Origin of the sequence: Paenibacillus sp. FSL R10-2796 (assembly GCF_037965315.1) — a bacterium.
Classification (GTDB): Bacteria; Bacillota; Bacilli; order Paenibacillales; family Paenibacillaceae; genus Paenibacillus_AQ; species Paenibacillus_AQ odorifer.
On sequence record NZ_CP150178.1, the window covers coordinates 5,747,613 to 5,765,814 of the forward strand.

The 18,202-nt window shown below is 45.9% G+C and carries 16 protein-coding genes; 2 read left to right on the forward strand and 14 right to left on the reverse strand.

Annotation, left to right across the window (positions count from 1 at the left end; translation table 11 throughout):
- Positions 1–53 precede the first annotated feature (53 nt).
- From NST58_RS25735 to NST58_RS25745, 3 genes are all read right to left on the reverse strand, one after another.
- Positions 54–1,358, reverse strand: a complete 1,305-nt coding sequence (locus tag NST58_RS25735) for a replication-associated recombination protein A (protein WP_076129668.1) — start codon at positions 1,356–1,358, stop codon at positions 54–56.
- Between the two features lie 295 nt (positions 1,359–1,653).
- Entirely contained in the window at positions 1,654–1,935 is a 282-nt protein-coding gene (locus NST58_RS25740) for a CD3324 family protein (RefSeq protein ID WP_076129667.1), read from the reverse strand.
- 391 nt (positions 1,936–2,326) lie between these two features.
- Positions 2,327–4,510: a UvrD-helicase domain-containing protein gene (locus tag NST58_RS25745; protein ID WP_076193226.1), complete on the reverse strand. Its 2,184-nt coding sequence runs from the start codon at positions 4,508–4,510 to the stop codon at positions 2,327–2,329.
- A 198-nt stretch (positions 4,511–4,708) separates the two neighbouring features.
- Here NST58_RS25745 and NST58_RS25750 point away from each other — a divergent pair, with 198 nt between their 5' ends.
- Positions 4,709–5,359, forward strand: a complete 651-nt coding sequence (locus NST58_RS25750; protein ID WP_339244558.1) for a hypothetical protein — start codon at positions 4,709–4,711, stop codon at positions 5,357–5,359.
- Positions 5,360–5,430: 71 nt separating this feature from the next.
- On the opposite strand, the gene NST58_RS25755 is transcribed toward NST58_RS25750, so the two are convergent.
- The 10 genes from NST58_RS25755 to NST58_RS25800 all read right to left on the reverse strand — a co-directional run bounded on the left by NST58_RS25755 (position 5,431) and on the right by NST58_RS25800 (position 15,670).
- Positions 5,431–6,729: an NCS2 family permease gene (locus tag NST58_RS25755; RefSeq protein WP_076193221.1), complete on the reverse strand. Its 1,299-nt coding sequence runs from the start codon at positions 6,727–6,729 to the stop codon at positions 5,431–5,433.
- A 239-nt stretch (positions 6,730–6,968) separates the two neighbouring features.
- Positions 6,969–7,724, reverse strand: a complete 756-nt coding sequence (locus tag NST58_RS25760; RefSeq protein WP_076130395.1) for a tRNA threonylcarbamoyladenosine dehydratase — start codon at positions 7,722–7,724, stop codon at positions 6,969–6,971.
- Between the two features lie 61 nt (positions 7,725–7,785).
- A complete protein-coding gene (gene aspS, locus NST58_RS25765; RefSeq protein ID WP_339244560.1) occupies positions 7,786–9,570 on the reverse strand; it encodes an aspartate--tRNA ligase in 1,785 nt (594 codons plus the stop codon).
- Positions 9,571–9,625: 55 nt separating this feature from the next.
- Entirely contained in the window at positions 9,626–10,879 is a 1,254-nt protein-coding gene (hisS, locus tag NST58_RS25770; RefSeq protein ID WP_076304246.1) for a histidine--tRNA ligase, read from the reverse strand.
- A gap of 192 nt (positions 10,880–11,071) precedes the next feature.
- Positions 11,072–11,209, reverse strand: coding sequence for a hypothetical protein (locus NST58_RS25775; RefSeq protein ID WP_175617365.1), 138 nt, complete (start codon positions 11,207–11,209; stop codon positions 11,072–11,074).
- A gap of 367 nt (positions 11,210–11,576) precedes the next feature.
- Positions 11,577–12,026 (reverse strand): hypothetical protein, encoded by a 450-nt coding sequence (locus NST58_RS25780; protein ID WP_036677637.1) that lies wholly within the window; start codon positions 12,024–12,026, stop codon positions 11,577–11,579.
- 48 nt (positions 12,027–12,074) lie between these two features.
- The gene (locus tag NST58_RS25785; protein WP_076105448.1) at positions 12,075–12,584 is read right to left on the reverse strand and encodes a type 1 glutamine amidotransferase domain-containing protein; all 510 of its coding nucleotides are present in this window, start codon (positions 12,582–12,584) and stop codon (positions 12,075–12,077) included.
- 150 nt (positions 12,585–12,734) lie between these two features.
- On the reverse strand, positions 12,735–12,890 hold the full coding sequence (locus NST58_RS25790) for a hypothetical protein (RefSeq protein ID WP_175617366.1): 156 nt from the start codon (positions 12,888–12,890) through the stop codon (positions 12,735–12,737).
- Positions 12,891–13,024: 134 nt separating this feature from the next.
- The gene (dtd, locus tag NST58_RS25795) at positions 13,025–13,468 is read right to left on the reverse strand and encodes a D-aminoacyl-tRNA deacylase (RefSeq protein ID WP_036677641.1); all 444 of its coding nucleotides are present in this window, start codon (positions 13,466–13,468) and stop codon (positions 13,025–13,027) included.
- Between the two features lie 21 nt (positions 13,469–13,489).
- The gene (locus tag NST58_RS25800) at positions 13,490–15,670 is read right to left on the reverse strand and encodes a bifunctional (p)ppGpp synthetase/guanosine-3',5'-bis(diphosphate) 3'-pyrophosphohydrolase (protein WP_036677643.1); all 2,181 of its coding nucleotides are present in this window, start codon (positions 15,668–15,670) and stop codon (positions 13,490–13,492) included.
- A gap of 313 nt (positions 15,671–15,983) precedes the next feature.
- Between NST58_RS25800 and uraA the strand changes: the two genes are divergently transcribed.
- Positions 15,984–17,297, forward strand: a complete 1,314-nt coding sequence (gene uraA / locus NST58_RS25805; RefSeq protein WP_038572987.1) for a uracil permease — start codon at positions 15,984–15,986, stop codon at positions 17,295–17,297.
- Positions 17,298–17,550: 253 nt separating this feature from the next.
- Here the strand turns inward: uraA and NST58_RS25810 are convergent, their stop codons facing one another.
- Positions 17,551–18,069, reverse strand: a complete 519-nt coding sequence (locus NST58_RS25810; protein ID WP_036677647.1) for an adenine phosphoribosyltransferase — start codon at positions 18,067–18,069, stop codon at positions 17,551–17,553.
- Positions 18,070–18,202 lie beyond the last annotated feature (133 nt).

Consider the following 18,202-nt stretch of genomic DNA (forward strand, 5'->3'; position numbering starts at 1 on the left):
AAAATCTTTGGCTTTCCAGCATGAAATTGGAAGGTATTACAGTCGCTAGCTGCTTACTGCTCCCGCCGAAGCTTTTGATTATGACGAATCTTAATCTCATTTCCTTGCTCAGTAGCTTGATAAAAAACACGCTGAGAAATCTCCTTAGGTAAATACTCTTGCTTCACATAATGCCCCGGAAAATTGTGCGGATATTGATATCCTTCATGCCCTAACGCAGTTGCACCTTTATAGTGCGTATCACGCAGATGCAGCGGTACCTCCGCTGATTTGATCTCATCCATACTTGCCATTGCATTGGAAATAGCCATAACCACAGCATTAGACTTCGGACTTTCCACTGCAAAAAGAATAGCTTGGGCAATGTTCAGCTTCGCCTCTGGCCAACCATTGTTTCGATACGCATCCAGCGCACTCACCGCTTGAACCATAGCTTGGGGATTAGCCAAGCCGATATCCTCACTGCTGGCTGCAATCAGGCGCCGAATAAAAGTCATAGGGTCCATTCCAAGCTTTTCTACCGCATACAGAAACCAAAACAACGCGGCGTCGCTGGAACCGCGAATACTTTTATGAAAAGCGGATAGCACATCATACTGCGTAGATTCATCAGCCTTCACAATGGGGCGCCGAATGGATTCTTCCGCCACCTCCAGCGTGATATGAACACTTCCATCAACTTGCGGCGCGGTAGTCAGGGCTGCAAGCTCCAGCGCATTTAGTGCCCGCCGGATGTCTCCATTAGCCATTGTTGCAATATGCAACAAAGCCTCCTCATCAACCTGAAGCTCCATAAATCCAAGACCTTTCTCTTTGTCCGCCAAGGCTCTGCGCATCGCGATCAAGCTGTGTTCACTCGTTAATGCCTCCAGCTGAAATAAGGTGGATCGGCTCATAAGCGCCCCATTAACATAATGGAACGGGTTCTCTGTAGTCGCTCCAATGAAGGTAATAGTCCCTTTTTCTACTGCTGGCAAAAGCGCATCCTGGCGTGAGCTATTAAATCGATGCACCTCGTCCAGGAACAGGATCGTCTTAGTGCCGTACAATGTTTGATTGTTCTGAGCTCGCTCAATAACCTCCCGTACATCCTTCACGGTAGCTTCCACCGCATTCAGACGTACGAACTCTCCTTGCGTGTGATGAGAAATAATATGCGCGAGTGTCGTCTTGCCGCATCCCGGGGGGCCATAGAGCAAAATCGAAGAGACTTGATCCGCCTCAATCGCTCTTCGCAGCAGCTTCCCCCGACCTATGATATGCTCTTGACCAATATATTCATCAAGATTCTCCGGTCTCATCCGGTCCGCAAGCAGCCGTCCGCCCCCGGTGTCCTCTCCGAAAGAAAATAAATCCATAACTCCACTTCCTTGCTATATTCTTATAAAAGCTCAATGTAAATCCCTCTCTATCATACCATATCACAGGGAAGGATTAGGATGTCCTGCCGGTTCAAGGTAACAGTATCAGCATAGACTTATTTTACGCCAAAATAAAAAGAGCATGATCTCGTCTTAGAAAGGCGGGAGCCATGCTCTTTTTTCAAAATATAAGAAAGTATAGGTTTCACACTACACTTTATCCTTATGATTTCTCGCATAACGCTTACCGTCCTTCTAAGGACACCAGAGGCGTTTATGCTTGAATTGCAAGCTAGCAATTTACTGCCAGCCGCATTTTTGATATGATTTTACGAATGCTTTCTTCCGATAGATGGTACTTCTTCTGAAGTTCCGCTACGGAATCACCGCTTCGATGACAACTGAAAATTTCCTTGTTCCGGTTCGCTATTTCTTTCCTCGAACCGCTGTTCTCGCCCCATCGAACCCGCTCTTCCGTCTTCTTTGGGATGTAGAGCAGTTCACCTTGGATGTATCCCTGAAGCTCTTCGAGCAAGCCAGGGGGGAGCACATCCTTCCCATTTACATAACTCAACTTGCATTTCCTCCTTCAACAGGTGTGTCCCTATGCGTCGGTCAACTAAGTTTTTAGTTATAATCACGTCACCTGCCTCCTTTCTTCTCCTCATATTTGGAAAAATCCGTAATTTCATTATATAAAAACCTTTTGGTAGCGTCTACATTCGATTTCATAAATTTCGTTCTTATGGATAAGTGTGGTACTTCTTATGTTAGTAATAAGGAGGCCGTAAGGCCTCCTCGCTTTAAGCAGGTTTCCGTCTTAAACGGAAACCACCTCGTATACTGAAATCATTTCAATCAGCCTCCTTCCAGAAGTGTTCTTGCCCGGCCGGACACTTATTATTAAGCCATACCTATGGGGGAGTTACAAGACCAAGAACAGTTATAACCATTCTCCACCAGTCTTATTCTCCCTCAGAATCGCTTCCAGCCGCCGTTTGCACATAGGAAGGAACTTCCCCATTATGGAGCAGCCACAGCTCATGGAGAGCACGTGTACAGCCGACATACATCAGCTTCGCGTCCCAAGCCGTCGCTCCATAATGGTCTTGATCGGCATCTGCTAAGATCACCGCATCGAACTCCAAACCTTTTGATAAATAGACAGGCAGCACCGATAACCCGCCCTGATATTGCGTCATACTGCCATCAATCAGATGAATATCTTCAAAATGCTGTGCCAGCTCCGCATATAGTTCTGCAGCCTCATGAAGATTTCTTGTTAGGACAGCCACCGTACGGTATTCCCTTCCTGACAGAGACTTCAGTGCAGAGGTTATTGTCCGCAAGCGAGCTTGCTCATCAGCCACCAGTTCCCCGGCATCCTCGCCATAGGCGATCATACGCACGGGATCTCCACTACGAAACACAGGAACAGCCAGCAATGAGCTCTCCACACCTGAAGATAGAATTCCATTAGCGAAGTCTATAATTTCCATAGTAGAACGATAGCTGCGTGTCAGCGCGTGATAAGCCGTGTTCTCAGGTGCAAACAACGTCTGCATCTCTTCCCACGCGTGTACGCCTTTATAGGCATGTATGCCCTGCGAGAGATCACCCAGGATCGTAAAGGAATGGCCTCGCACATATAAATCCAGAACGGCAATTTGGAAAGGTGAAAAATCCTGAGCCTCATCGATTACTACATGGTCAAAGCGAGTAACGCCCTCATCACCATTCAAAAGATAATGGATATACAGCAGCGGAGGTAAATCCTCTTCACGTATGATGCCTTTTTTCAGCTCTTTTGCCGTTTCCTTCAGTACAGCTGCCGGAATTTCCTCAGGCGGTTCAACCGGCCAATCCTCAGGAAGTTTAGCTGCTCGGAAAATTTGCTTATAGATCGTTAATGGATCATATTTAGGCCATTTGGCACTATAAGCCTTCTCTCGCTGCGCGCCTTTTTTCTTGCGATCCTTCATAGCAGCAGCTGACGGACTCTTCTTCAGTTCCATCTCAATCCAGCGATGAATCCGCGCCATTACCCGTTCCTTGCGCTTGGCTGGAGGATAGGGAGCATACTCCTCATTATGCCAGCGCAAAATCATAGAACGGCGTAGCACCGCACCCTCCCACGGGCTAAAATCACCCTCAGGTACAGAGCTGCTTTCCAATAGCTTGATGCTGGACTCTATGATTCCCATCAGCACCGTGGAACCCTTGAGGCGCCCCGGCGTCTCTTCTGTAATTACCGGCATGCCGCCAGGGGTTTCGAACCAGCGGTTCATCGTCTCTGTCGCATCCTGTTCCGGCAATTCCAGTCCTAGTACATTAGCCGCCCAATCCGGAAATGTACTTTGAGCAATATTACCTACCCCGAGCTCAGGCAATACGTCCGAGATGTAATCCAAAAACATCCGGTTTGGTGCAAAAATGATCATTTTTTCCGCAGAAACCTGATCCTTGTATTGATACAGCAGAAAAGCAAGCCTGTGCAGTGCAACGGTTGTTTTACCGCTTCCTGCCACGCCCTGAATGATTAGCGCTGTATTTTTGGCAGCACGGATAATCTTGTCCTGCTCCTCTTGAATGGTCGATACGATATCCCGTAGACGATTATCCTTGTTCTCCCCAAGTCGATAGACGAGAAACTCATCTGATACAATCGGTGCATCGCTTTCCCGATTGTACGTATCCGCGACCCGCTCCAGAATTTGCTTCCGAATCACCACGTTGCGTTTGAGGTATACTAGCCCCTCTATTAGTCCCTCAGGGGCTTCATAGGAGGCTGGCTCGGTACCGCCGGTAAACGAATAAAACAGGCTTGCTACCGGTGCGCGCCAGTCGATAACTAGCGGACGGTCGCTTACCTGCTCACGGTCTACGCCGATTTTGCCTATATAGAGTGCCTTCCGTTCATTCTCATCATTGCCTTGAAAATCAAGCCGTCCGAAATAAGGCTCCTGCCTAAGCTTAGCAAGATCTTTGCGCTTCTGATCACGGTTCGCTTCCAGCACCTGTTCCGTATAGTCATGTCCCGTGTACACTGGTGTCTGCTGGAGCTTCTCCAGCAAAGTGTCAATTTCAGTAAGCGCTTGATTCAGCCTGTCTTCTTCCTCTTGATAGGCACTTTGAAAGTTGTCTTCCAATTTCAGTTACCTCCTAAAAGTTTATCGAGCTTAAATTTTCATGCTCCTACGCCCATTTCTCACGCAAAAGGATACCCATTGTAGCACAATCAGCACTTAAATACCAAATCTTTCAAATGATTTGACTAAACTTAACTTATAAGTTCTTCAACCTCTAAAGCCCTTTAGTGCTCCTTAGCATGCACAAGCGCCGAATGTTTGAGACAAACCAAAGGCTTTTTTGCCTTTGGTTTCGTCGTCTACACGCATTTAGCTCCAATCAACGGTATTTATACCTTTGTTTTCTACGTCTACGCACATTTAGCTCCAATCTACGGTATTTATACCTTTGTTTTCGGCGTCTACGCACATTTAGCCCCAATCAACGGTATTTATACCTTTGTTTTCGACGCTTCCACGCATTTAGCCCCAATCAACGGTATTTATACCTTTGATTTCGACGCTTCCACGCATTTGGCTCCAATCAACGGCATTTATACCTTTGTTTTCGACGCTTCCACGCATTTAGCCCCAATCAACGGTATTTATACCTTTGTTTTCGACGCTTCCACGCATTTAGCCCCAATCAACGGTATTTATACCTTTGTTTTCGGCGTTTCCACACATTTGGCTCCAATCAGAGGTATTTATACCTTTAATTTCGGCATTTTCACGCATTTAGCCCCAATCAACGGTATTTATACCTTTGTTTTCGACGCTTCCACGCATTTAGCCCCAATCAACGGTATTTATACCTTTGTTTTCGACGCTTCCACGCATTTAGCCCCAATCAACGGTATTTATACCTTTCTTTTCGACGTCTACGCACATTTGCTCCAATCAGCGGCACAACGGCATTTACCTCTTTAATTTCAACGCTGGCTAATAGAGCTGATTAGTGTGCAACAGGTCCCTCGCAATCAAAGAAACTGGATGCCGCACTATAGCACAGCCTGCAAAATAAAGTTAGCCACAAACAAACCAGCAATTCCATACAGCGCAGGTGGCACTTCCTTCCCTTTGCCCAGCGCCAGCTTCACAATTGGGTAGGTAATAAAACCAAAAGCCATACCGTCCACGATGCTATAGGTGAATGGAATCATAACCATGATTAGAAAAGACGGGAACAGCTCGGTCAAATCACTCAAGTCCATCTCACGCACATTCTGTACCATTAGCCCGCCAATCACAATCAGGATCGGTGCGATCGCACTATCGGGAATATAGGATAACAGCGGTAGGAATAAGAAGGTCGCCCCGAATAGAAGCCCTGTTACCAGCGAGGTGAGACCCGAACGCCCGCCCGCAGCTATTCCTGCATTAGATTCTGCAGCGGCCACGACCGGACTGCTTCCGAAAAGACCCGCGGCGATATTAGCAAGCGAGAGCGCACGCAGGCTGCTTTTGAAGCGTTCTGGACGGCCTGCCATCATCGTCTGCGAGGCTACAAGACCGATATTTTCAAATACAACGATTAACAATAACAGGAATACAGCAATCCAGAACACCAGGCTCACAATGCCGCTCCAGTCCATTCCGAAAAATAGGCTGCCATAACCTGAGAATACATGCCCTGAGGCCTGTTTTTCCGGTGCATGTGCAGCTCCCAGCAGGTAGGCTAGTCCTGTACCGACCAGCATACTTATCAGCAGGCCTCCGTTAGTTCCCCGGATAAATAACACTAAAGCCAGCAATAAAGTCACACAGGATGTAATAACTGCAGGATCACTAAAATGTCCTATGGCAACAAAAGTAGTCTGATGGGCAATCACTATCCCACTCTTTTGCAGCCCTATAAAGGTCAGAAACAGCCCTATACCGACTGTAATGGCATGCTGCAGGTTTTGGGGAATTGCCTCACTAAGAATACGATAAAGTGATGTGAAGGCCACGATAGCGAATAACACGCCTGTTATAACAACTACAGTAAGCGCCTCTCTCCAGTCCAGCTTCATGGAATGAACAAGCGTATAAGTGAAAAATGCGTTAATCCCCATCCCGGGAACCACGATGATAGGCGTCTTCCCGCCAAAAGCCATCAGCAGACAGCCGGTAATTGCGGTCAACAGTGTAGCCACCATTGCCGGTCTAAGCGGCATCCCCGCGTCATGGAGAATCGTCGCATTCACCATAACAATATAAACTGAAGCAAAATAGGAGAGAATCCCTGCAGCCCATTCCCGTTTCCAGTCATTCTCAGGCGCAAGCCCCACACTATTTCGCCAAAAATTCGATTTCATGTACAAAAACCTCCACTGATATTAAGTTCCGCAGGCGGATATTACCCGGATTATAAATCTAATAATCAGCCGTTCATCCCGGTTCAGCTATTATGCCTATTTGTGGCCTGCTTCTTGCAGAACCCGCCTGTTTAAGGACAACAAAAGGGCGTACGCAGCCGGATTCCAGCTACTCGCCCTTTTGTCCATTACTCTAATCCTATAACTATAATTGAAACAGCCTCAGCTCAGCGATTCACTTACAAGCTGACGCCTCCAGCCTCAAGCAAGTCACGCACGGCAACGCTGACCATAATTAGGCCGGCTACCGGTGGAACAAATGAATTGCTGGCTGGCGGTTGTTTCGCTTTACGTCGATCCGGCGCATTCTCCGGAACAATCTTGTCCGTAACATCCTGACGTGGCTTCATTGGCGGCTCCGTAGAGAAAACCACCTTCACGCCTTTCTTAATCCCATCCTTACGCAGCTTCTGGCGAATGACCCGGGCAATCGGATCATACGTTGTTTTGGAAATGTCCGCTACCTGGAATCTTGTAGGATCCATTTTGTTGGCAGCGCCCATGCTTGAGATCATAGGAATTCCACGTGCCAGACATTCTTTAATCAAATGGACCTTGTAGATAATCGTATCCGAGGCATCAATCACATAATCCGGTTTCAGCTTGAACAGTTCCTCATAGGTTTCTTCCGTATAGAACATGTTCAGCGCAATCGCTTCACATTCCGGATTAATCAGCTTCACACGGTCTACCATCAGTTCGGCCTTCTTTTGCCCAACCGTTGTAGTAAGTGCGTGGATCTGCCGATTCACATTGGTAATGTCGACGGAATCCTTATCAATCAGAATCAGTCTGCCGATCCCGCTACGAGCCAATGCCTCAACAGCCATACCGCCAACACCGCCGATACCAAGTACCGCTACTGTGCTGTTCTTCATAATCTCCAGACCTTCCGGTCCGATCGCCAGTTCCGTACGTGAGAACTGATGCAGCATGAGGTCAGCCTCCTTCAAAAGCTATGGCGAAGCAGAAATCTGCCTCGCCCGCTTTATTTAATTATTCTTTTTCTTTTTCTTTCTTTGGTTTAAGAGCCAGCTTAATATGCAGTTGCTCCAATTGTGAACCGTCTACTGGTGCAGGTGCATCCATAAGCAGGTCCGTTGCACTTGCCGTTTTCGGGAATGCGATGGTTTCGCGCAGATTTGTACGACCCGCCAGCAGCATAATTAGACGATCTAAACCGAAGGCAATACCACCATGTGGAGGTGTACCATATTCGAACGCATCCATCAGGTAACCAAATTTCTCGTAAGCAACCTCATCTGAGAAGCCGAGAGCTTGGAACATTTTTTCCTGTACTTCACGTTTGTAAATCCGCATGGAGCCGCCGCCTACTTCATAACCGTTCAGAACGATATCGTAGGCTTGTGCACGAATTGCACCTGGATCTGTGTCGAACAGATGAAGATCCTCTTCACGTGGACGAGTGAACGGATGGTGTTCTGCTACATAACGTTTCTGATCTTCATCATAACCAAGCAATGGGAAGTCAGTCACCCAAGCGAACTTGAACACGTTATCGTCGATCAGACCCAGCTGACGTCCGATTTTGACACGAAGGGCACCTAGAACGTCCGCTACAACCTTTTTGGTATCAGCGGAGAACAACAGTAGGTCGCCTTCTTCAGCGCCTGTACGCTCCTTCACAGCGGCAATTTCTTCTTCAGTGAAGAATTTGACAATCGGCCCTTTGAACTCGCCGTCTTTCACTTGAATCCAAGCCAAACCTTTCGCTCCATAACGCGCAGCATAAGGTCCGAGATCATCGATTTCTTTACGAGTCCAAGTCCCACAGCCTTTAGCATTTAGACATTTCACTTCTCCGCCTTTTTCGATCACGGAAGCGAATACCTTTACGCCACTTGTGGCAACAATATCGTTCATTTCTACAAGCTCTAATCCAAAACGCAGGTCAGGTTTGTCTGAACCGTATTTGCCCATAGCCTCAGCATAAGTCAAACGTTGGAATGGAAGCTGAATATCCACTCCTACAGTTTCTTTAAACAAACGCTGCATCAGGTTCTCCATCATGCCAAGCAGCTCATCCTGAGACAGGAATGAAGTCTCGATGTCCACTTGTGTAAATTCCGGCTGACGGTCAGCACGCAAATCTTCATCACGGAAACAACGAGCAATTTGATAATAGCGTTCAATGCCACCCACCATCAATAACTGCTTGTAGATTTGTGGAGATTGTGGCAATGCGAAAAATTCGCCTTCATGCACACGGCTTGGCACCAAATAATCACGAGCACCTTCCGGTGAGCTCTTAGTTAGGATTGGCGTCTCTACGTCAATAAATCCTTCACTGTCAAGGAAATCGCGGAAAATCTTAGAAGCTTTCGAGCGTAGCAACAGCGTTTTTTGCATTTCTGGACGACGCAGATCCAGGTAACGATATTTCAGGCGAAGAGATTCGTCTACTTCCACTCCATCTTCGATGAAGAATGGAGGAGTCTTAGCAGCGTTCAGCACTTCGATGTCTGTAATCTGAACTTCAATCTCACCTGTTGGCAGATTGCGGTTAATGGTTTCTTCATCACGTTTAACCACTTTTCCTTTGACAGCCAAAACATACTCACTGCGAACCTTATCCGCAATTTGCAGTGCTTCGCCGGAGTAGTCCGGGTTGAATACAACTTGCACAATACCGCTTCTGTCACGCAGGTCAATAAAAAGTACGCCCCCAAGGTCGCGGCGGGTCTGGACCCATCCGTTCAAGGTTACCGTTTGTCCAATATGTTCTGGTGTTAATTGCCCACAGTTATGACTTCTTTGCATAATTCACCATTCCCCTTTTTATTTAAAAATACATTTCTACTTAAAAAGTCTTCTTCTATACCAACGCCTGAGCCAGCTCTTCGAGCTTCACAGTCTGCTGTTCCCCTGTGCTCATCGACTTCAGCGCAATTACACCATTCTTCAGCTCGTCTTCGCCAAGAATCGCAGTATAACGTGCCGACATACGGTCAGCTGACTTCATCTGCGCCTTCATCTTCCGGCCGAGGTAGTCGCGTTCTGCCGAGAACCCTTGGCTACGCAGAAAGTATAGCTGCTTGGAAATTTCAATGTCAGCCTCTTCGCCAAGAGCTACAAAATACACATCCAGTGGCTTTGCAGTCTCCAGTGCTACCTTCTGATCTTCCAGAATAAGAAGAATACGCTCCAGCCCGATCCCAAAACCAATACCCGGTTGATCCGGTCCACCGATTTCTTCAACCAAACCGTTGTAACGGCCTCCGCCGCCTACGGTATCAATAGAGCCAATGCCAGCTGCTTTATATTCAAACGCAGTATGCGTGTAATAATCCAAACCACGTACAAGACGAGGATTAATCGTGAACTCCACACCCATGATGTCGAGATGCATCTTAACCTTCTCAAAATGAGTTATGCATTCATCATCCAAACTGTCCAAAATGGAAGGCGCATCTGTAAATTTATCCTGATCCACCTTGCAATCCAGCACACGAAGCGGATTACGCTCGATTCGACGCTGACAGTCACTGCAGAGGTTATCCTTCATCGGTCTAAGGAATCCCAGCAGCTTCTCCCGGTAAGCCGCACGGCTTGGTGCATTACCCACGGAATTAAGCTCCACTCTTACATCCTTAAGACCTAGATCCTTATAGAATTGATAGCCCATAGAGATTACTTCTGCATCAATAGCCGGATCCACGGCCCCAAACGCCTCAATCCCAAACTGATGGAACTGGCGATATCTTCCGGCCTGCGGACGCTCATAACGGAACATAGGTCCGATATAATACAGCTTGCTTACATCAGGTTCACCGTATAGCTTGTTCTGAACGTAAGCCCGCACGACACCAGCCGTTCCTTCTGGACGAAGAGCCAAATCACGGTCGCCTTTGTCCTTGAACGTATACATTTCACCTTCCACGATATCCGTTGTTTCGCCTACTCCACGTTCGAATAACCCTGTGTGCTCAAACATAGGTGTGCGAATTTCCCGGTAGTTAAAACGGCGGCATAAATCTCTGGCCTTCCCCTCAATATACTGCCATTTCTCCACAGCACCCGGAAGCACGTCCTGCGTTCCTGTTGGTTTCTCGAATCTTTCTTTAGCCACAGTCTATCCCTCCTAAAAAATAACCCCTCTAAAGCTGTTCTCTTCATCTGTTTCTATTGCAGAAAAAGCAAAAAATCCCTCGCCCTGTTTTATAAAAAAACAGGGACGAGGGATTATCATAACCAATAATACACCACGTGGTACCACCCACATTCCGGATCAGTAAAAATATACTGAAGCCGCTCAAAGCGGTTAACGCCCGCCTACGCGTAAACGGCTACTGATCGCGGCAATCAACATTGCCCACTTTCGCCGTACGTTCTCGGGGAGGTCATTCATTCGCTCATCAACAGAATCCTTGCAGCCAAGCGATACCGGTTCATCATCCACTTAAGTAGATGTCATCCGAATCGACAAGGGATTCTTCTCTGGAGTTGTGGGTTCTCGAATTACTTGGTCCCGTCATCAAAACCATATGATAAAATCGTATATTGTTAACATTCTACTGAACTACTGCATTAAAGTCAAGGTAGTAAAAAGGATGCCTAGTATAAATTTTGACAGCTTCCGAGTTTTTTATTCAGCAATTATATTGTAATAAAAAAAATGACCTGCAGCCGAATGCTGCAGGTCCATCATCATATATTATTAAAAAGGGGGTCATGCCTTTATTATAAACACGCTATATTAAGGAATCATGTACGTAATATTACGATTATATTACATTCCATGAAAGCGGTTTATTTTTAATAGAATACTATTCGAATTGTTCAACATAAGCCCCTTTACCCCGGAGGATTTCCACAACTTCATTATAATTCTCTTCTGCTATACTTAGCTCCATCACATAACGAAGTTCACTTAAATCCCCATCTTCGAGATCTCCTTCTGCCACGTTCGCACTAACCTGATCTTCATTCACACTATAATGTGTTTCAGGGTCAGCCCGAGTGTCGGAAGCGGCAATGCCAGGAACCAGCATAGCTCCAGCTGCAGGTGTACTAGCCGTTCCAAGCGTTCCAGTTGTGCCTGCGACTACAGATGCACTATCCAGTGGAATGATTGGAAACAGAATATTACGATCATTGCCGATAGGGTCTGTGAGTGGCCAAACCTCCAAGCCATCCACCTTATAGCTAATCAATGCTGTTTTTGCGCCTTCTGCTTCATTTTCAGTTCTGAAATACGCTTGGATTTTTCTGCTCATTGCCATTACCTCCTTGGATTATAAGACTCTAATTTAAATATTGCTTATTTATTTCAGGACCTTCAATATTTCACGAACAAATGCAGGCTCATCTTTTGGTGTACGCGAAGTAATGTAATTGCGATCAACCACTACTTCCTCATCCTTAAACTCCGCGCCGGCATTCACAACATCATCCTTCAGCGGAGGATAAGAGGTAATGGTGCGTCCCTTAAGCAAGTCTGCACTGATCAGAATTTGCGGTCCGTGGCAAATAGAGGCGATAGGCTTGCCTGCTTCATTTGCTTCTTTTACAAACTTCAAAATATCGGCATTTTGCCGTAAATTCTCGGGGGAAGAACCACCCGGGATTACAATCGCGTCATAATCACTTGCTTGAACATCGGCGATCGCCTTGTCTGCTGCGTAGGAGACTTCTTTCTTTTTACCTAGCAAGGTCTCCCCTTTTTTCAAACCAATAATGTCAGCTTGATGTCCTGCCTTTATAATTTCATCATAAGGAACCTTCATTTCAGAATCTTCAAAATCATTAGCCAGTAAGAAAGCAACGTTACTCATGTAATAGTTTCTCCTCTCTGTCTTTAGCAATTAATGATGTTCTAATTATTCTTTCTTGTGGTCTATTACCCTTATGAGGATGCTTTCTAACCTTTAATCGGAAAAAAGGCTTCCTTCACAACACCGAAAAAGCCGCATTTTCCACCCGCTTCAGGTACGCGGCAAGAGATTGCGGCTTCTTCCTTTCATCACTAGTGGTTCGGTCTCGCCGTCTAGCTTTTTGGCTAATGCACAGGCTTCCATAGGACTCCCAGTCGGTAATGCCGGGATACTTCTCCATACCCATGCCTTCTGTGATTGTCTCATTCTTAAACTCCCTGCCTTATGCGTGATATCTGCCTGCATTTAGTTTATCCAGCCCCAAGAAGCTCTATCCGCATAAAAAAAAGATGTCGAAAGTTAGCTCCGGCCAGAAGCAATCTTCGACATCCTCTATTTCGTTAGCTGCGGCTATCCAGAATGAGAGTAACTGGGCCCCAATTGGTCAGCGACACATCCATCATCGCTCCAAATATGCCCGTCTCCACCTGAAGACCTCCAGCTCTAAGCTCTTGATTAAAATAATCATAAAGACGCTCGGCCTCCGCAGGAGCTGCAGCTCCCATGAAATTCGGCCGTCTTCCCTTACGGCAATCTCCGTATAAAGTAAACTGGGACACTGAAAGAATAGCCCCGTTAGTATCCGTGACACTATAGTTCATTTTGCCAGCATCATCTTCAAAAATACGCAGTCCAGCTATTTTATCCGCTAAATATTTGGCATCCTTCTCTGTATCTTCATGGGTAACGCCGACAAGCAGCATCAGGCCATTGCCAATCGCTCCGGTCACTGTCTCATCCACGGTTACTTTGGCGTCCTTACAACGCTGTACTACAACTCTCATCGCACTACTTCGCTCCTTGCCTTATTGCATGATCCGATTCACTGTATATACATCCTTGACTCGTTTCACTTTATCTACAACGGATTGTAGATGCTCCGTATTACGAATAAGGATGGTCATATGAATCATTGCCATCTTATTCTTGTCAGAGCGCCCAGTGACCGCTGAAATGTTCGTTTTGCTCTCGGACACAGCCTGCAGTACTTCATTGAGCAGTCCATTGCGGTCATGGCCTGTAATCTCAATATCCACACTATAGTTTGCTTCCATCGTGCCTTCCCATTCCACTTCAATCACTCTAGCTGCTTCTTCTCCGTCACCTTCACCCGGAATGTTAGGACAATCCTGGCGGTGTACAGATACGCCCCGGCCCCGTGTAACATAACCTACAATGTCGTCACCCGGAACCGGGTTGCAACATCGTGCAAAACGAACAAGTAAGTTTTCAATTCCTTTTACACTAACGCCATTGGTGGGTTGATTTCTTCTCTCGCCGGAAGACTTGATCTCCTTCATCTCTGAAGTAAGCTCCAAGTGGTTAGCAGCTTCTTCCTGCTCCTTGCGCAGCTTCTCCGTCAAACGGGAGGCAATCTGCGAAGCGGTAATCCCACCAAAACCAACGGCAGACAACATATCCTCTACATCATTAAAAGCAAATTTTTTCGCAGCTTCCAACAGTTTTTCATCAGAAATCCACTCGGAAACTTCAACATTCAGGCGCTTCAGCTCACGTTCAATCGCTTCGCGACCTTTTTCGACATTTTCCTCACGTTTTTCTTTTTTGAACCATTGTTTAATTTTGCTTCTTGCGTGAGAGGATTGTGCAATTTTGAGCCAGTCACGGCTAGGTCCGTAAGAATGCTTAGACGTCAAAATCTCAACAATATCACCCGTCTTCAGCTTGTGATCAAGCGGCACGATCCGCCCATTCACCTTGGAACCAATTGTACGATTGCCCACTTCTGTATGAATGCGGAACGCGAAGTCAAGAGGCACAGAACCGGCAGGAAGCTCGATAACCTCACCTTTAGGAGTAAATACAAACACGAGGTCTGAGAAAAAATCCATTTTTAGTGATTTTACGAACTCTTCGGCATCCTTAGCTTCATGCTGCAGCTCCAATATTTCGCGAAAGAAAGGCATCCGATTCTCCGGATTAGCATTATTACTGCTGCCTTCTTTGTATGCCCAGTGTGCGGCTATCCCGTATTCTGCCGTGCGGTGCATTTCCCAGGTGCGAATTTGCACCTCAGTAGGCTCTCCGCCTGGTCCTACCACAGTAGTATGCAGAGATTGATACATATTGGCTTTTGGCATAGCTATATAATCTTTAAAACGCCCCGGCATTGGCTTCCATAAGGTATGAATAATTCCAAGGGTTGCATAACAGTCCTTGATATTATCCACAATGATTCGAATGGCCAGCAGGTCATAAATTTCATTAAACTGCTTGTTTTTTGTGCTCATTTTGTTATAAACACTGTAAATATGCTTCGGGCGGCCGGAAAGATCACCTTCAATGCCCATTTCATCCAGCTTGGCACGAATACGGCCAATTACGCTGTCGATAAATTGCTCACGTTCAGCCCGCTTCTTATGCACCAGATTAGCAATACGGTAATACTGCTGCGGGTTCAAGTAACGAAGCGCAATATCCTCCATCTCCCACTTAATCGCGGAAATCCCCAGCCGGTCAGCTACAGGACAGAAGATCTCCAACGTCTCATAAGAAATACGGCGCTGGCTCTCTTCAGATTGGTATTTTAACGTTCGCATATTATGCAGACGGTCCGCCAGTTTAATGACAATGACCCGGATATCCTGGGCCATAGCAATAAACATTTTGCGGTAATTCTCGTTCTGCTGCTCTTCCTTTGAGCGAAAGCGAATGCGTTCCAGCTTCGTTAAGCCGTCAACAAGCATTGCGCAGGTATCGCCAAATTTAGCGCGGATTTGTTCCAGTGAGACCGTCGTATCTTCCACCACATCATGCAAAAGCGCTGCAACAATAGATATAACATCCATTTGCATATTGACGACAATATCTGCCACCGCCAGCGGATGCAGAATGTATGGCTCCCCCGACTTGCGGATCTGCCCGTGATGAGCCTGATCGGCAAATTCATAAGCTTCCCGGATGCGGAGAAGATCTTTATCTTTTATATAGGCGCCAGCCTTATCAATTAATCGCTCAATGCCCATTCTCGTCGTATCCGATTCCTTTCTATAATAAAATGAACCCGCAACTGTTCAAAAATCTGCAGGTTCCAATCATTTCATTTGTCCAAGCTTACTTACGCCCTTATTCAAAGTTGTCTATAATTATGAGGCTTAAGGAGGATTACGTCAACACTTGCCATCTCATGGTATTCCAGAAGTAAAAGTAATTAAATTCGGACAAATTAATAACACTTGTGAAAATGTTGTTGTAAAAAAGCCAAGTTCTATTTAATCTAGTAAAGGCGGATTTTCGCCGGACAACCTAATATCAGATAAGAAAGAGGAGTGAACTCCATTGCAACGCGAAATTCAAGTTAACGAAAAACTTCCATGGGGCCCAGGCTTTCTTTTAAGTCTCCAGCATTTGTTTGCCATGTTTGGCAGTACAGTGCTAGTGCCTAACTTGTTCGGGGTCGACCCTGGAATGATTTTGCTTATGAATGGTATCGGTACATTGCTGTACATTTGGATCTGTCGTGGTAAAATCCCTGCATACCTTGGTTCCAGCTTTGCCTTTATTGCACCGGTATTGTCAGTACTCAGTCGTTACCCAAATGATCACATGAAAGGATACTCGCTTGCTTTGGGTGCTTTTATCGTCACTGGTATTATATTCGTGCTCGTGGCATTGATCATTCGTTATGCAGGAACCAAATGGATTGATGTTGTTTTCCCTCCAGCAGTAATGGGAGCGATCGTAGCTACGATCGGACTTGAACTTGTACCTGTTGCCGCACGAATGGCAGGACTTATTGCTCCTGAAGGCGTTGCAGTTGCAGACTGGACTCCAGATGGCAAAACAATCGCACTTTCTATGGTGACACTTGGTGTAACTGTAATTGGAGCTGTACTCTTCCGCGGTTTTCCAAAAATCATTCACATCCTTATTGGTATCGTCACTGGTTATGGTTTAGCATATATTTTGAAAATGGTGGATACCGCTGCTATCTCTAATGCAAAATTTTTAGCGCATCCTTCCATTGTTACTCCTTCATTTGATTGGAATGTAATATTCACTATTATCCCGGTATCATTAGTTGTTATTGTTGAGCATATTGGACATTTACTAGTTACAAGCAATATTGTCGGCAGAGACTTGGCAAAAGATCCTGGACTTGACCGCTCTCTGATGGGGAACGGGATATCTACAATTATCTCCGGTTTTATCGGTTCTACTCCAAATACAACCTACGGTGAAAATATCGGGGTTATGGCGTTGACTAAAGTATATTCGGTATATGTAATCGGCGGCGCAGCGGTGATTGCTATTCTGCTTTCATTCTCTGGTACTTTCTCCTCCGTCATCGCTAATATTCCAACCCCTGTAATGGGTGGTGTATCCCTGTTGCTGTTTGGTGTAATTGCGGCTTCCGGATTACGTATTTTCGTTGAGCAAAAAGTTGATTTTTCCAAGGCTACGAACATGATCATGGCTACGTTGGTACTCGTTGTCGGAATCAGTGGTACAACCCTTACTATGGGCAACGTTAAACTTAGTGGTATGGCGCTGGCTACAATTGTTGGTATCGTATTGGCACTGTTCTTCAAACTCATTGAAGTGCTTGGACTGTCTAATGATGGCGGAGAAAGTGATAAAACTGCCCATTAATCGGTTATAAAAAATAGAATTTTAAAAAAGCTGTTCCAACATCCATTTATGGACTTGGGCAGCTTTTTTTATTGACTCAGATACAAAACAGCAACTCTCCGCCAAAAGGCAGACAGCTGCTGTTATTATCTTACATTTTCCAATTACTGTTTAACTTCCACCCTTTGCGTCACGCGCTAATCTTTGCACTTTTCAGCATAATTCGAGAGCCAAATCCCCGTTTATTTCCCGGGAAAAGACAAACTTTACAAGATTAATCCTCGTAATTCACCAAGGAAAGAACTTCAACTCCAGAAAGCTTATTACGCCCAGCAAGCTCAACCAGTTCAATCAGAAAAGCAGCACCTACCACTTTACCGCCAAGCTGTTCTACAAGGTTAACCGAAGTAGCAATGGTTCCACCAGTAGCCAATAAATCATCAGCGATCAATACTTTTTGACCAGGCTTGATAGCATCTGTGTGAACAGCAAGGGTGTCCTTGCCATACTCAAGATCATAACCTACCTCTATAGTTTCATATGGAAGCTTACCGCTTTTACGAATCGGCACAAAACCTACCCCCATCGCATAAGCAAGAGGTGCTCCAACTACGAAGCCACGTGCTTCTGGTCCAGCGATAACGTCGATTTCCAAGTGCGCTACGAGAGCTTTCAACGCGTCAATCGCTTGGCGGTAAGCCTCACCGTCTTTAAGCAATGTGGTGATATCTTTAAAACTAATACCTTCTTTAGGGAAATCAGGAATCACACGAATACTATCTTTAAAATCCAAATTTATCATCTCCTATAAGTTTTGTAAGCATAAGCTGCTTTGATTTCAGATCGGCAAAACTTGCTTCGTAAGCATTCGCTTTGTTATATGAGCGTTGCATTTTTATACACCGTTGGGTACGCTCAGCATCTCA

Excerpts from the sequence above, each read along its gene's own strand:
- NST58_RS25735 (WP_076129668.1), bottom strand. The coding sequence starts at position 1,358 with ATGGATTTATTTTCTTTCGGAGAGGACACCGGGGGCGGACGGCTGCTT.
- NST58_RS25755 (WP_076193221.1), bottom strand. The coding sequence starts at position 6,729 with ATGAAATCGAATTTTTGGCGAAATAGTGTGGGGCTTGCGCCTGAGAAT.
- NST58_RS25760 (WP_076130395.1), bottom strand. The coding sequence starts at position 7,724 with ATGCTGCATCAGTTCTCACGTACGGAACTGGCGATCGGACCGGAAGGT.
- aspS (WP_339244560.1), bottom strand. The coding sequence starts at position 9,570 with ATGCAAAGAAGTCATAACTGTGGGCAATTAACACCAGAACATATTGGA.
- NST58_RS25780 (WP_036677637.1), bottom strand. The coding sequence starts at position 12,026 with ATGAGCAGAAAAATCCAAGCGTATTTCAGAACTGAAAATGAAGCAGAA.
- NST58_RS25785 (WP_076105448.1), bottom strand. The coding sequence starts at position 12,584 with ATGAGTAACGTTGCTTTCTTACTGGCTAATGATTTTGAAGATTCTGAA.
- NST58_RS25790 (WP_175617366.1), bottom strand. The coding sequence starts at position 12,890 with ATGAGACAATCACAGAAGGCATGGGTATGGAGAAGTATCCCGGCATTA.
- dtd (WP_036677641.1), bottom strand. The coding sequence starts at position 13,468 with ATGAGAGTTGTAGTACAGCGTTGTAAGGACGCCAAAGTAACCGTGGAT.
- NST58_RS25800 (WP_036677643.1), bottom strand. The coding sequence starts at position 15,670 with ATGGGCATTGAGCGATTAATTGATAAGGCTGGCGCCTATATAAAAGAT.